This window comes from Mucilaginibacter sp., assembly GCF_965200995.1.
Classification (GTDB): Bacteria; Bacteroidota; Bacteroidia; order Sphingobacteriales; family Sphingobacteriaceae; genus Mucilaginibacter.
The window spans coordinates 885,191-898,271 of record NZ_OZ241743.1; the positions used below are offsets into that span (position 1 = coordinate 885,191).

Genomic DNA, 13,081 nt, shown 5'->3' on the forward strand with positions numbered 1-13,081 from the left:
GTTTGTTCTTTCTCAAATCTCCCTCTCCTTATGGAGAGGGCCGGGGTGAGGTTTATACAACAGTTAGCATGGCATACATGTAGGAGAAACGCGAACTTTCGGGCACCAGCAGCAGCAGGCGCTCACCTTTTTTTAGTTTACCGCTTTTAAACAGCTCGTTTACCATCAGGTAAGCCGAGGCCGCCCCTACGTTGCCTACGGTTGACAGGTTAACAAACCACTTATCGTAAGGAATCCCGCCACCATAAACATCTATCATCTCATAAATCTTCGGCCTGAAAAATTCGCTCGACATGTGCGGCATAAAGTAATCAATATCAGCAGCCGTCATGCCCTTACGCTCAAATATCTCTTTTATCTTTTTGCCGCCTAATGCTACAATATTGTCGCTTAACAAATTAATATCCTGTTTTATGCTAAAAAGCGACTTGTTCTTGATCTCCTCGGGGGTAAAATCCATAAAGCCTTTCAGGGTACCGTCGGGTTGTTTCTCTGTACCCATGTACATACAGGCCTCTGTTTCGTTGGCAAAAGATACGCCTTCAATCCAGTCAATACGCAGGCTTAAGCCTTGTTCGTTTGGCTTGTCTGATAATAAAAACGCTGAAGCACCATCGGACAGCATCCAGCGTAAAAATTCTTTCTGAAAGGCAATATAAGGGTTGGCATCCAGCTCAACCAGGTGCTGCACTTCGTCCTCGAACACACCTGATACCAGCAGGCCTGAAAAGCGTTCAGAACCGGTGGCTACCGCCAGTTTTACGTCGCCGGTTTTTACGGCCATGTAGGCATATTTTAAGGCGTGCATACCCGCACAGCATACGCCGGAGGGCGAAACTACCTCAATGCCGTCCGCTTCGGGCAGCCAGCCATGCGTCATTACCCCGTGGCTTGGCATCATCTGGTCGGGCGATGAAGTACCGCAGGAAAGCAGCTCTACACTTTTCAATTGCTCAGGGCTCTCTTTGAACAGTTCCCTTACGGCCTCTGCCGTCATCTGGGCATTGGTATGGGTAGATTTCCCACCTTTTTCGAGCGCATAATAACGGTTTTTGATACCATTATTGCGCAATACTATCTTTTTTGATTTCGAAGGCTTGTTATTGATATATCCCAGGTACTGCTCCATCTCATCGTTCGAAACCGGCTCATTAGGAAACCAGGCGGCAGTGCTGTTGATATATACTTCAGTAGCTGACATGTCTTAACTATTAGGTATTTGCAAATAATAATTCTTTCGGGCTTTGATACGTTTGGCCGAGAACGGTTTAATCAGCAGTGCATCAATCCCCATTAATACAGGGGCCCCTGCAAAGAACGCCACCAGCAAGTAGTATTTAAATACCGAGATCCACAAATCGCGGTTCTTACGTTTCACAATAAATTTGGCCCAGGCCGCATAAATGGTTTTTGCCTTAATTTCGGTAAACATCAGCTGGTACTTAATAGTAACGGCTTTCTTATCAATCCATTGTTGCTGCAAGCCGTTCCATTGCTGCGTGTTCAACAGCGGCACTACTTCTGCGCCCTGCACTGCCATACCGGCAATATCGGCATCAGCTATTCCCGGTTTAGGAAACAGGTTTAAATAACGGTCTTTTTTACCAGTTAGCATCCAGTAAAAAATAGTAACAAAGCTGATAGCATTATGATGATTGTCTACAAGTGCCAGGTTACCCACCAGTTTAGCCCCAGCCTCTTTTAATGTTTGCCGTACCCGCTCAAAAGCGTTAAGCCACATATTGCGGGCGCCCGTAAGTGTAATTACCGGCGTATCTTTAAGCAACGCCCTGAACTGCGGATGATGCAGCAGGGAATTAACCGGTATACTGGGCGATAAAAACCAGGATTGATACCCCAGCACAATTAAATCGTACTGCTGATGTTTAAAGTGCAACGGTTGTAACTCAATGGTATTGCCCAGCACGCAATCGGGCATTACATCAAAAAAGCGTTTGCCCGTCCACGGGAAGGCATAAGGTGTTGTAGGCTGTACCACTACCGTTTCTACCTCGGCGCCTGCAGCCGCCAGGGGTGCGGTAAAGGAGGCCACAATTTCGCCCAGTTGCCCAGATTGTGAATAGTAGATAGCCAGCACCTTTTTACTCATGTACACCTTTACTTAAAATCCTGCAAAGATAATACTTTAGAGGTTTTGCTGTAGTTAAGCACCGCGTGCTGCACAGCAGGAGGCAAGTTCTTATATTCCTTCTTCACCAGAATAGCATCGGCAGCCAAATCAGCCTTATATTTTACAATTTTGGGCGCATGTTCTTCAATTATCAGCCGCAGAAAATGGTATTCGGCATTAGCGCTGTTTGCCTGCAACACAGTTTCCAGTTGGATACGGCCTTTTTTAAAATAACGCAGCTTATCTTTAGGCAAAAGAACCTGGCCGGCTTTTTTCATCAGCAACGCGCCTTCATAGGCTTCCTTATCGGCCCCCTGCAAACCTTTCAATACCTCAAGTTCCTTATCTACTTTAGCCTTGCTATCAGATGCAATAGCCTCAAAATAAGCAGCTTTATCTAAACTTTGCCATAACCCGGCAGCCATAACTGTACTTATGCTTAGCATCAGTATCATACTCAATAACCACCTGTATTTCTTCATATCTTGTATATCAATACTCACCAAAACTAATAAAATAAGTTATATCGTTTCCTGTTGGCTGATTTTGCCTGTGCTTTCAATTACAAGAGCATGTTATCCAAACTGCCTGTTACTTTTGATGACTTAGTACATCCTGACCATGCATTTTCTAATCAGAATGTCATAAAATTTCAGTTACTTTGAGGTTTAAATTTTTAACAATTCTTTCATTTTGCTTGTGCCGGTCTTTATTATGACTAACATCAACCTGCCAAGTTTAAATGAACAGTAAGAGAACAAGGCTTTAACAGTGGACTATCACCAACCGCAGTTTTCGGATTTATGGGCAGTTATATTAGGCGGTTCAAGCGGATTTGGGCTGGCTACCGTTAAAAAATTAGCCGCTCATGGCATGAACATCGCTGTTTTGTACCGCGAACCTGCGGCTGCCAACCGTGAGTTACAAGCTACCCTGTCCAAAATAGCCGAAAGCCATCAGGTAACTATATTACCTTATAACAGCAATGCACTGGATGCTGATGCCCGCCAGCAATTTTTAGCACAGTTTACTGTAGCCACCGGCAGCAAACCCGTGGTACGCTTACTGCTGCACACTATTGCCCGTGGCAATTTGAAGCCTTTGGCTGCTGCAGAATCAAATTGTACAGAACCCCATCAATTACTTACTGCTGATGATATTCAGCATACCGGTTATGCCATGGCCCACAGCCTGCTGGACTGGGCGCGGTTACTGCTTGATGCCGGTCTATTTTTTAAAGATGCCCGTATCATTGGCCTTACCAGCGAGGGGGCGCACCGCTACTGGGAAAGCTATGCGGCGGTATCAATCGCTAAAGCCTCGCTGGAGAGTTTAGCCACGTACATGGCGGTAGAATTAAGCCGGTTTGGGTTAAAAACCAATATTATACAGGCTGGTGTTACCGCCACCCCTTCGTTAAAACGCATTGCGGGCAGTGAGCAATTACTGGAAATGATACCTGAACGCAACCCTATGGGCCGCGCTACCCAACCTGAGGATGTTGCCAACGTAATTTACCTGCTCTGTATGGATGAGGCTTTCTGGATTAATGGCTCAATTATTCATGTTGATGGCGGAGAGCACTGCCGGTAAATTGCTTTATTAATGCCATGTATCAGGAAGTATTAAACCATTTGCCTTATAAATCATCCTTTAGATTTATAGATACCCTGTTACATATTGATGAGAACGGCGCAACAGGCGAATATACCCTGCGGAAAGATGCCTTTTTTTACGAAGACCATTTTCCGGGCCACCCGGTTACGCCGGGCGTGATCATTACCGAGATTATGGCGCAGATCGGATTAGTAACATTGGGTATATACTTATTAATGAAAGAGCAAAGCAGTGAAGTGCAGGCAGAACCTGTTTTTCCGTTGTTTACGTCTTCGGAAGTAGAGTTTTATAAAGCGGTGCTGCCCGGGGAGAAAGTGCGGGTGGTATCTCAAAAAATATATTTCCGTTTTGGAAAGCTAAAATGTGCAGTGCAGATGCTGGACAGCCATAATAACAGAATAGCAAAGGGAACTTTTGCCGGTATGATGAAAAAAGCCGGAGATATGAAATGAGCAAACGTGTAGTAGTTACCGGTATGGGCGTAGTATCGCCTAATGGCGTGGGCCTGCCTGATTTTCTGAATGCCATACAGCAGGGCATATCGGGCATACGCTTTGTGCCGCATTATGCCGATTTACATTTTAGCTGCCAGGTGGCCGGTGTGCCGCCTTTTGAATGGGATTCCTTACGCCCGCAAATATCAGACGTGGTACTGCACGGACTGAAAGGAGTAAACATTGGTTACGGCTTAAAGGCCGCTGTTGATGCCTGGACACATGCCGGATACCCCCTGAACACCACCGAAACCCTTTGGGATACCGGCTGTATTTTTGGCAACAGCGTGGCCGATACCGAGGCTATGAAAAACGTAATTACCCGTGTGGATAACAAAGAGGTAAAGAAATTAGGTTCGCGCATTGTGGAGCAGGCCATGAACAGCGGGGTTACTTCTTACATAGCCGGCCGGCTGGGTTTAGGCAATAAGGTACTCACCAATTCGGCAGCCTGCGCCACCGGTACGCAGGCCATTTTAATGGGCTATGAATATATAAAGCATGGTATGGCCAAACGTATGCTTACCGGCAGCAGCGAGTATGTAGATACTTATGTATTCGGTTCGTTTGATTCTATGCGGGTGCTGTCGCGCAAATATAATGACCAGCCGGAGCGGGCTTCAAGGCCTATGAGCGCCACAGCGGGCGGTTTTATACCAGGCTCGGGTGCTGCAGCCTTAATGCTGGAAGATTTGGATACGGCACTGGAACGCGGGGCTACCATTTATGCCGAAGTTTTAGGGGGGGCCGGCAATTCGGGCGGACAGCGCAACGGCGGCTCCATGACGGCGGCCAATCCCGAAGGCGTAATACGCTGCATCACCGAATCATTAGCTGATGCGGGCATTACCGGAGCCGATGTTGATCTCATTAGCGGCCATTTGACCGCTACCATTGCCGATAAGCAGGAGATTATGAACTGGACAAAAGCGTTAGGACGTGAAGGCCGCGATTTTCCAATGGTAAATTCCCTGAAATCCATGATAGGGCATTGCCTTAGCGCTGCCGGAACCATTGAATCGGTAGCTTCGGTATTGCAACTGCAGCATGGCTTTGTGCACCCAAATATCAACCTCGAAGACCCTCATCCCGGCATTACGGCAATCATTGCTGAAACCTGCCTGCCCACAACTTTGATAAAAAAAGATATAAATATCGTTGCAAAAGCTAATTTTGGCTTCGGCGACGTAAACTCGTGCATTATATTCTCAAAATATAACCCTGAATGAACAGACAAGAAATTTTAGATGAGCTTAAAAAGGTGCTGGCTCCCTATACTGAAGATAAGGAGCAGTTAAACAACATTAACGACCAGACCGACCTTATAAGAGATTTAAAAATCAACTCTGCCAACTTAGTGGATATTATTATTGATGCGGAGGCCAAGTACAATATTGAAATTGACTATGACGCCGCTGAGGAAATGACCACCGTAGGCAGCTGCATTAATGTGATTGAAACCCGCATGAACCGGCAAAGTGAATAGTATTGGTAATGATGTAGTAGCCCTGGCCCATATACAACCGGAGCGTACCTGCCAGCACCGTTTCTATAACAAAATACTTTCGCCTGCCGAACACCAGCTGTATTATGCTTTACCGGCAGGAAGTTTACTGTTTGAACATTACGTATGGCTGCTATGGTCGGCTAAAGAGTCAGCCTATAAATTTTTAAAAAGACAGCAGCCGCATTTGGTTTTTTCACCAACCAGATTTATCATTCAAAATTTATCAGCTACTTTATTGCCAGGTGAATATTCAGGCACTGTAAGCTATCAATCAACCCGCCTTCCTTTTTGCTCCATATTAACCAGCGGGTATATTCATACCGTAGTAAGCACAAATTTACCGTTGGTTACCTACAGGGTGAGCAAAGTTGACACTAATAGTTATGACGTGCAATCGGCAGCAGTAAGAACACTCACCTTAAAACATCTGGCCGCCTTAATGCCATCCCAGGCGCTAAACATTACTAAGCATATCACCGGTTACCCCGAAGTAAGAAAAGGCAACCAGATAGCAGATATCCCGCTTTCGCTAAGCCACCATGGTAACTTTATTGCCTATGCATTTCAATTCAATACCATGGGAAGCGCAGGCAACTTTGTAACCGCTAAAACCCTTTATTCCCCCTCCGTTTACGGCCTTTAAAGCAGGCTTGTAATTGCACATTATCTGTGTTTATTTCTTTAGCTTTGCAGCAGATTCGTCTGATCCGTATGCTCTCAAAAAAAACAAAGTACGCACTTAAGGCATTAATTTTACTGGGTAAAAACCAACACAATCCGCCCATGCAGATTGCCCAGATTGCCGAAATGGAGCGCATACCCAAGAAGTTTTTGGAACAGATTTTACTGGAACTGCGCAAAGCCGGAATGCTTTACAGCAAGAAAGGCGCCGGCGGCGGTTACACCCTCAATAAAAAACCCGAAGACATTTATATTGCACAAGTGCTGCGCCTTACCGACGGGCCCATTGCTATGGTACCCTGCGCCAGCCTCAACTTTTATCACCATTGCGAGGAATGCATTAATGAGGAAACCTGCGGCATCCGCAGTTTATTTGTTGATGTGCGGGATGCCACATTAAGCTACCTGTCTAAAACCAGCGTTGCCGATTTGATAGCCAAAGAAGAGAAGGCAGGTAACCACTCGCTGATGAGTTAGCAGATGATTGAATTTACTGCGTTATTGCGGAGAATGTAGCAATAACGTGATGCCTATTCATCTTTTAATTTAGGCAGGGCATAAAACAACCCGGCCACATGCATGGCCTGCTTTATGGCGTTATCTGCCAAAAGTTGCCTTACTTCTTCAGCCGTATACAATTCTATTTCTATCTCCTCCTGCGCATCCAGGTGCTGGCCGCTTACCTTTTTACCGCCTCTTAACAGGTAACAGCGAACTGAGTTATTACCGGTGGAAGGATTAGGCCAAAGATTGCATAACAATTCTGCACTTGTAAATTCGTAGCCGGTTTCCTCCAGCAGCTCGCGCCTTACCGCTTGTTCGGGCGTTTCCCCTTCATCCATCACTCCGCCGGGCAACTCTAACGATACGTCAGCTACCGCATGGCGGTACTGCTTTACTAATATTACTTTATTGTCTTCAGTTAAGGCCACGGCATTTACCCAATCGGCATACTCCAACACATAATAATCTTCCACCATGTGGCCGTTTGGCATTTCGCAGCGGTCTACCCGCAAAGTAGCCCACATGCCTTTATGCACGTATCTTGAGGAAAGCAGTTTCCAGTTGAGGCTGGTGGTTAGGTTATCAGAACGCATTGAGTAAATTTAATTTGTTGTTATTTCAACCGGTGATTTAATAATTGAAATTACCAACTGCCACTGCTGCCGCCGCCGCCAAAGCTGCCGCCGCCGAAGCCGCCAAAACCGCCGCCGCCGGAGCTGCCGCCTGAATCGCCACCCCAGCCGCTGCCGCCTCCGCTGCTGCGACCGCCGCCACCCAGCAGGTTGCCGGCCAGAAACCACCAGAACGGACTGGCGCTTCCCCGGCCGCCAATGATGCTACCGCCGCCTCCGCCGCCACGGTTACGAAAAATGAAGAACAGAACAATAATCACGATCAGGATAATAAAACCCGCACCTCCGCCGCCGCCGTTTCCATTCTGCTTACGGCCACGGTTGGCATAACCGGCATCGGCTTTGTATTCGCCTTTGGTAGCCTTTATAATGTTGGTAGTGGCTGCATCCAGGCCACCGTAATAATCGCCCTGCTTAAAATGGGGCGTAATATCATTGCTGATGATTTGCTGCGTGGTAATGTCGGGCAGGGAACCTTCAATGCCATAACCGGTTTGTATGGTTACCTTGCGGTCATCCACTGCTACCAACAACAGTACCCCATTGTTTTTGCCGGTGTTACCTATACCCCAGGCGCGGCCTAATGTTGTGCCATATTCATTAATATCATACTCCCCTACCGACTTAATCATTACCACTGCTACCTGTATGGATGAAGAATCATCAAAAGCCACCAGCTTTTGCTCCAGCCGCTGTTTATCATCTTCGGAGAGGGTATTGGTAAAATCAGTAACCAGTGTATTGGATTTAGGCGGCAGCTTTTGAGCAAAGCCACTGTATACCACCAGCATCAGGCTTAGCAGCCAGCAAATCTTCTTCAGCATCGGAATCAAATTATTTACCATTCATAAAGGCAATATCATCGGGCAATTCGTTGCGGCCACCTGCCCGATGCGGAAAGTATCTTTTTAGTTGCTCACCCGCTTTCTCAACGCCTTTCACCACACCGGCTACCAGGTCACCCTGCTTAAAATGATTCAACATTTCTTCTTTGGTACTGTCCCAGAAATCGTCAGGCACAGCTTCGTTGATACCGGCATCACCAATAATGGCAAATTTATGGTCGGTGGCAGCTACATAAATGAGTACGCCGTTACGCAATTTGGTAAGGTGCATGTCCAACTGGTGAAAGTATTGGGTCGCCCTCACCAATGCTTCGTCGACACAGGTAGCTTCAACACAAACCCTGATCTGCCCCGAAGTTTGCCGTTCGGCCACCGCTACGGCATTACGTATCTGTTGCTGTTCCTCGTTGCTAAATACAGGCATGGAGCTAAGTGTTGAATGAGTGAATGAAAGAATGAGGGGGACTAATGAAAGAATGAGTGAATGATTGAGTTAAGAAGCAAAAATGGATGAATATTTTATTACCAAGGTTTACTATTCTTCACTTATTCAATCCTTCACTCATTGCTTCATTAAATCAGTAACTTAAAATTGTACTGTTGGGGCCTTTTGGGCATTAGCCTCAGCAGCAAAATAGCCTTTAGGAGAAAAGCCGAACATTTTGGCAGTTAAATTGGCCGGAAACGCACGTATCTTGCTGTTGTAGGCTTGTACCGAACCGTTAAAATCATTACGGGCTACACTGATGCGGTTTTCGGTTCCTTCCAGTTGTGCCTGTAAACCACGGAAAGCATCATTAGCCCGCAGTGTAGGATAGTTTTCAGTTACGCTTAGTAAGCGGCCCAGTGCAGTACTCAATTCACCCTGCGCTTCCTGATATTTTTGTACGCTTTCAGGAGTTAACTTGCTGGCATCTACCTGAACAGAGGTAGCCTTGGCGCGGGCGTTAACAACCTCTGTTAAGGTACCCTTTTCAAAATTAGCCTCGCCTTTTACAGTGTTCACCAGGTTAGGTATCAGGTCGGCCCGGCGCTGGTACTGGCTTTGCACCGCTCCCCATTTGGCTTTGGTATCTTCATCGGCTTGTACAATACCATTGTAGCTGCATGAACTTAGTGACATACCGGCTACCAATAGTACAACTGCAAACAGTAATTTTTTCATGATGTGTTTCAAATTGTTAAGTGATGTAATTGTTGTGTTAGAGTATCTTTTATAAAAAATGTTACAAGTACATAATCAGCCCGGCTTAATGTAATAAGCCTGATGCATCCCCCTTATAATGCAATTTTTAGCATAAGGTTTTATATCTTGGCCTTACATTCCTGCAATTTTGCAGCATTTACACATGAGATACTTACTTACAGCTTTATTAGCCGCCTCATTAACCCAGGCGGTTGCACAATCCAAACCATCCGAAAGGCTTGTTAATTATGTAAAACCTATTGTTGGCACTCAGCGTATGGGGCATACCTTTCCGGGCGCTACTGTGCCTTTCGGTATGGTACAGCTCAGCCCTGAAACTGATACTGCAAGCTACGAACTGAACGGAAAGTATAACCCCAGGGTATATGAATACTGCGCCGGTTATCAATATGAAGATAAAACTATCGTAGGTTTCAGCCATACCCATTTCAGCGGAACCGGCCACTCCGATTTAGGTGATTTTCTGGTAATGCCAACGGTAGGCGCATTAAAACTTAACTCTGGCACTGCCGACCACCCCGGCAGCGGTTATCGCTCGGCGTTCTCGCACAGCAACGAGGTAAGCCAGGCCAACTATTACAAAGTGAAACTGGACGACAGCCGTGTTACCGCTGAGCTAACCACCACTACCCGTGTGGGCTTTCATCAATATACCTTTCCGAAATCAGACCAGTCGCATATCATACTGGATCTGATGTCGGGTATATATAACTACCCTGATAAAAACGTATGGACGTATATTCATGTGGTTAATGATACTTTGGTTACCGGTTACCGCCGCACCAACGGCTGGGCCAGAAACCGGGTTTTATATTTTGCCCTTACTTTTTCCAAACCTTTTGCCCAGCATGGCTTTGCCAATTACTCAAAACGCGAGGTGTATAACGGCTTTTGGGGCAAATTTAACCAGCGTAAGAATTTTCCGGAATTGGCTGCACCGCAAATCAAGGCTTATTTCGATTTTAAAACGGAAGAAGGCGAAAAAATCAAGCTAAAAATGGCCCTTTCACCGGTAAGTATGGAAGGCGCTTTAAATAACCTGCGCACCGAAGCGCCGGGATGGAACTTTGACCAGATAAAAGAAAAAGGCCAGCAGCAGTGGGAAGATGAACTGCACAAAATTGAAATTCAGGCCAAAACCCGTACGGATAAAGAGAATTTTTACACCTCGATGTATCATGCGCTTATCAACCCTACCATTTATATGGATGTAGACGGGCAGTATAAGGGGGTAGATGGCAATATTCATAAAGCCGACGGCTATGTTAATTATACCACCTTCTCTTTGTGGGATACCTACCGGGCATTGCACCCGCTGTTGAACATCATTGAGCCGAAGCGTAATGCCGATATGGTAACCTCTATGCTGATGCATTACCGCCAAAGCCCTGAGCAAATGCTGCCGGTATGGTCTAACTCGGGTAACGAGAACTGGTGCATGTCGGGCTACCACAGTGTGCCCGTAATTGCTGATGCTATTATTAAAAACAATGTGAATGTTAATGCCAACGAATTGCTGGATGCCTGCGTAACCACGGCACGCCACCGTAATTACGAGGGTATTGGCACTTACATAGATAAAGGCTACGTAACCAACGAAGTTAGCGGCACCTCAGTATCCAATACACTGGAGTATGCGTTTGACGACTGGTGTATAGCACAAGCGGCTAAGAAACTGGGGCGGACGGATATTTATAACGAATTTATCAAGCGGTCGGAAAACTTTAAGAATGTATATGATAAAGCCTCCGGCTTTATGCGGCCTCGCTTGAATGATGGCACTTTCCGCAAAACCTTTGATGCCTTAAGTACCAACAACCAGGGATTTATTGAGGGCAATGCCTGGAACTACACCCTGTTTGTACCGCACCAGCCTACCGAACTCATAGAACTGATGGGCGGTGAAAAACGTTTTGTTCCCTACCTTGATTCATTGTTTACTATGCACCTGCCGGATAAATACTTTGCCGAAACCGAAGATATTACCCGCGATGGCATCATTGGCAACTATGTGCATGGCAACGAGCCTTCGCACCATGTGGCTTACCTGTACAACTGGACCAGCCAGCCCTGGAAAACCCAGGAGCGCGTGCGTATGATCTTGCCAAAGATGTATAAACCTACAGCCGATGGTTTAGGCGGCAATGACGATACCGGGCAAATGAGCGCCTGGTATATCTTCAGTTCACTGGGCTTTTACCCGGTGGCGCCCGGATCGGGGCAGTATGCTATTGGCAGCCCGGCGGTGCAAAAAGCCACCATTCATTTGGCTGGTAATAAAACGTTTGTAGTGGATGTAAAAAACCAGTCGGAAAAGAACGTGTATGTGCAGAGGATGCTGCTGAACGGCCAGCCCTTAAACCGGCTGTATATTACTGATGCCGAACTGATGAACGGCGGAACGCTTACCTTTTATATGAGCAGCAAGCATAAATAGCAAGAACCAAATAAACCAAAAAGAATCACCGTTGGCTTAACACACCATACGGTGATTTTCTTTTTTCACATGTGCTCTAAGCACACTTGACGCACGTAATACGCAACACGAGAGGGAGATGTAACGCGCTTATTATAATTTTTATTGGCAAGTAGTTAGGTGCCAGGCCGTACAAGCAAGTACATTTTGAAAGGCAACTATACTTGATACAAAATCAGAAACTAAATTATAGCGTTTTATTTTTTGGCTATCAATACAATGTAGGGAGACAAGTTTTTAGATTCCACAGGTATAATTTTGGTTAGCACCTTACCGGCTACCCATATCGCCTTCACCAGTGCTTTTACTGCCGTACGCTGCCGTGCTTTGTTTTCGAGCCAAACCGAAAACCGGCCGTAGTGAAAGGATTGTACGTCCTTCAATCCTAACTCGCGGCTTACTTGTGCCAGTAACTTTGGGTTCATGCTGCTGATGTTGTGCTTGCTGTAATTATCCGGGTCGAATTTGCGCTGTACCCATCCGTTGGCGCCGGTAAAATTGGGCAGGGTGATGAGCAGCGTACCGCCCGGTTTTAAAAAGGTAAGATGGCGGGCTATAATGTCTTTGGTGTCATTAAAATGCTCAATCAGTCCGCAGGAAAGCACTAAATCATACTGCTGCTCAGGCTGATACTTAAATAAATCGCCCTCAATTACACCAATGTCCTGCCGGGTAAGCTGGTTAGCCGTTAGTACTTCGTTGAGCACCGGTTCATGCACAAAGAAGTCGAACAGGGTGGTATCCAGCCCGAAATACTTTTTTAAAAAGATAGCATAATAGCCCGGAAAGCCGCCTAACTCAACAGCGGTTTTGATATTATCCTTGTTAATTACCTGCTTAAACAGCTGATGAAAAGTATAATTAGCCGGAACCGGAAAAGCCAGGCCTTTTTTTGATTCCCAGTAATCAGCCCAAAATTGTTTATCGGTAAGATCGTTGCTCATTGCCACTGCAAAGAAAAGGTTTTTTCAGTTGATGCGTACCTGT

Annotated in this window: 15 protein-coding genes; 7 read left to right on the forward strand and 8 right to left on the reverse strand. The window is 46.1% G+C overall.

From position 1 onward, the window contains the following. Nucleotides 1-52: 52 nt before the first annotated feature. The 3 genes from darB to ACY652_RS04290 are packed head-to-tail and all read right to left on the reverse strand — an operon-like array spanning nucleotide 53 to nucleotide 2,556. Nucleotides 53-1,201, reverse strand: coding sequence for a dialkylresorcinol biosynthesis protein DarB (gene darB / locus ACY652_RS04280; protein WP_462266759.1), 1,149 nt, complete (start codon nucleotides 1,199-1,201; stop codon nucleotides 53-55). A 3-nt stretch (nucleotides 1,202-1,204) separates the two neighbouring features. After that, nucleotides 1,205-2,110, reverse strand: a complete 906-nt coding sequence (locus ACY652_RS04285; protein ID WP_462266760.1) for a hypothetical protein — start codon at nucleotides 2,108-2,110, stop codon at nucleotides 1,205-1,207. An 8-nt stretch (nucleotides 2,111-2,118) separates the two neighbouring features. After that, nucleotides 2,119-2,556, reverse strand: a complete 438-nt coding sequence (locus tag ACY652_RS04290; protein ID WP_462266761.1) for a hypothetical protein — start codon at nucleotides 2,554-2,556, stop codon at nucleotides 2,119-2,121. Between the two features lie 346 nt (nucleotides 2,557-2,902). Between ACY652_RS04290 and ACY652_RS04295 the strand changes: the two genes are divergently transcribed. The 6 genes from ACY652_RS04295 (at nucleotide 2,903) to ACY652_RS04320 (ending at nucleotide 6,907) form a co-directional block, all read left to right on the forward strand. Then, nucleotides 2,903-3,724: an SDR family oxidoreductase gene (locus ACY652_RS04295; RefSeq protein WP_462266762.1), complete on the forward strand. Its 822-nt coding sequence runs from the start codon at nucleotides 2,903-2,905 to the stop codon at nucleotides 3,722-3,724. 17 nt (nucleotides 3,725-3,741) lie between these two features. Next, nucleotides 3,742-4,200, forward strand: coding sequence for a 3-hydroxyacyl-ACP dehydratase FabZ family protein (locus ACY652_RS04300; protein WP_462266763.1), 459 nt, complete (start codon nucleotides 3,742-3,744; stop codon nucleotides 4,198-4,200). Then, nucleotides 4,197-5,471 carry a beta-ketoacyl-[acyl-carrier-protein] synthase family protein gene (locus ACY652_RS04305; protein WP_462266764.1) on the forward strand — a complete coding sequence of 425 codons (1,275 nt, stop codon included), beginning with the start codon at nucleotides 4,197-4,199 and terminating at the stop codon, nucleotides 5,469-5,471. The genes ACY652_RS04300 and ACY652_RS04305 overlap by 4 nt, the downstream gene beginning before the upstream one ends. Continuing rightward, nucleotides 5,468-5,728 carry an acyl carrier protein gene (locus ACY652_RS04310; protein ID WP_462266765.1) on the forward strand — a complete coding sequence of 87 codons (261 nt, stop codon included), beginning with the start codon at nucleotides 5,468-5,470 and terminating at the stop codon, nucleotides 5,726-5,728. Before ACY652_RS04305 ends, ACY652_RS04310 begins: the two co-directional genes overlap by 4 nt. Further along, nucleotides 5,721-6,392 (forward strand): 4'-phosphopantetheinyl transferase superfamily protein, encoded by a 672-nt coding sequence (locus ACY652_RS04315; protein ID WP_462266766.1) that lies wholly within the window; start codon nucleotides 5,721-5,723, stop codon nucleotides 6,390-6,392. The genes ACY652_RS04310 and ACY652_RS04315 overlap by 8 nt, the downstream gene beginning before the upstream one ends. Nucleotides 6,393-6,460: 68 nt before the next feature. After that, on the forward strand, nucleotides 6,461-6,907 hold the full coding sequence (locus ACY652_RS04320) for an RrF2 family transcriptional regulator (protein WP_462268212.1): 447 nt from the start codon (nucleotides 6,461-6,463) through the stop codon (nucleotides 6,905-6,907). A gap of 53 nt (nucleotides 6,908-6,960) precedes the next feature. On the opposite strand, the gene ACY652_RS04325 is transcribed toward ACY652_RS04320, so the two are convergent. From ACY652_RS04325 to ACY652_RS04340, 4 genes are all read right to left on the reverse strand, one after another. Next, nucleotides 6,961-7,527: an NUDIX hydrolase gene (locus tag ACY652_RS04325; protein ID WP_462266768.1), complete on the reverse strand. Its 567-nt coding sequence runs from the start codon at nucleotides 7,525-7,527 to the stop codon at nucleotides 6,961-6,963. A 50-nt stretch (nucleotides 7,528-7,577) separates the two neighbouring features. After that, nucleotides 7,578-8,390, reverse strand: coding sequence for a TPM domain-containing protein (locus ACY652_RS04330; protein ID WP_462266769.1), 813 nt, complete (start codon nucleotides 8,388-8,390; stop codon nucleotides 7,578-7,580). A 10-nt stretch (nucleotides 8,391-8,400) separates the two neighbouring features. Further along, nucleotides 8,401-8,835 carry a TPM domain-containing protein gene (locus ACY652_RS04335; RefSeq protein ID WP_462266770.1) on the reverse strand — a complete coding sequence of 145 codons (435 nt, stop codon included), beginning with the start codon at nucleotides 8,833-8,835 and terminating at the stop codon, nucleotides 8,401-8,403. 162 nt (nucleotides 8,836-8,997) lie between these two features. Further along, complete coding sequence (locus ACY652_RS04340) at nucleotides 8,998-9,576, reverse strand: LemA family protein (protein WP_462266771.1); 579 nt, start codon at nucleotides 9,574-9,576, stop codon at nucleotides 8,998-9,000. Nucleotides 9,577-9,760: 184 nt separating this feature from the next. Between ACY652_RS04340 and ACY652_RS04345 the strand changes: the two genes are divergently transcribed. Continuing rightward, nucleotides 9,761-12,055, forward strand: coding sequence for a GH92 family glycosyl hydrolase (locus tag ACY652_RS04345; protein ID WP_462266772.1), 2,295 nt, complete (start codon nucleotides 9,761-9,763; stop codon nucleotides 12,053-12,055). Nucleotides 12,056-12,291: 236 nt separating this feature from the next. On the opposite strand, the gene ACY652_RS04350 is transcribed toward ACY652_RS04345, so the two are convergent. Next, nucleotides 12,292-13,038, reverse strand: coding sequence for a class I SAM-dependent methyltransferase (locus ACY652_RS04350; RefSeq protein ID WP_462266773.1), 747 nt, complete (start codon nucleotides 13,036-13,038; stop codon nucleotides 12,292-12,294). Between the last annotated feature and the right edge of the window lie 43 nt (nucleotides 13,039-13,081).

Bases quoted from the DNA above. Each gene is read 5' to 3' on its own strand.
- darB (WP_462266759.1), bottom strand. From the start codon at position 1,201: ATGTCAGCTACTGAAGTATATATCAACAGCACTGCCGCCTGGTTTCCT.
- ACY652_RS04330 (WP_462266769.1), bottom strand. From the start codon at position 8,390: ATGCTGAAGAAGATTTGCTGGCTGCTAAGCCTGATGCTGGTGGTATAC.
- ACY652_RS04290 (WP_462266761.1), bottom strand. From the start codon at position 2,556: ATGGCTGCCGGGTTATGGCAAAGTTTAGATAAAGCTGCTTATTTTGAG.
- ACY652_RS04305 (WP_462266764.1), top strand. From the start codon at position 4,197: ATGAGCAAACGTGTAGTAGTTACCGGTATGGGCGTAGTATCGCCTAAT.
- ACY652_RS04335 (WP_462266770.1), bottom strand. From the start codon at position 8,835: ATGCCTGTATTTAGCAACGAGGAACAGCAACAGATACGTAATGCCGTA.
- ACY652_RS04340 (WP_462266771.1), bottom strand. From the start codon at position 9,576: ATGAAAAAATTACTGTTTGCAGTTGTACTATTGGTAGCCGGTATGTCA.
- ACY652_RS04300 (WP_462266763.1), top strand. From the start codon at position 3,742: ATGTATCAGGAAGTATTAAACCATTTGCCTTATAAATCATCCTTTAGA.
- ACY652_RS04350 (WP_462266773.1), bottom strand. From the start codon at position 13,038: ATGAGCAACGATCTTACCGATAAACAATTTTGGGCTGATTACTGGGAA.
- ACY652_RS04320 (WP_462268212.1), top strand. From the start codon at position 6,461: ATGCTCTCAAAAAAAACAAAGTACGCACTTAAGGCATTAATTTTACTG.
- ACY652_RS04325 (WP_462266768.1), bottom strand. From the start codon at position 7,527: ATGCGTTCTGATAACCTAACCACCAGCCTCAACTGGAAACTGCTTTCC.
- ACY652_RS04285 (WP_462266760.1), bottom strand. From the start codon at position 2,110: ATGAGTAAAAAGGTGCTGGCTATCTACTATTCACAATCTGGGCAACTG.
- ACY652_RS04345 (WP_462266772.1), top strand. From the start codon at position 9,761: ATGAGATACTTACTTACAGCTTTATTAGCCGCCTCATTAACCCAGGCG.
- ACY652_RS04310 (WP_462266765.1), top strand. From the start codon at position 5,468: ATGAACAGACAAGAAATTTTAGATGAGCTTAAAAAGGTGCTGGCTCCC.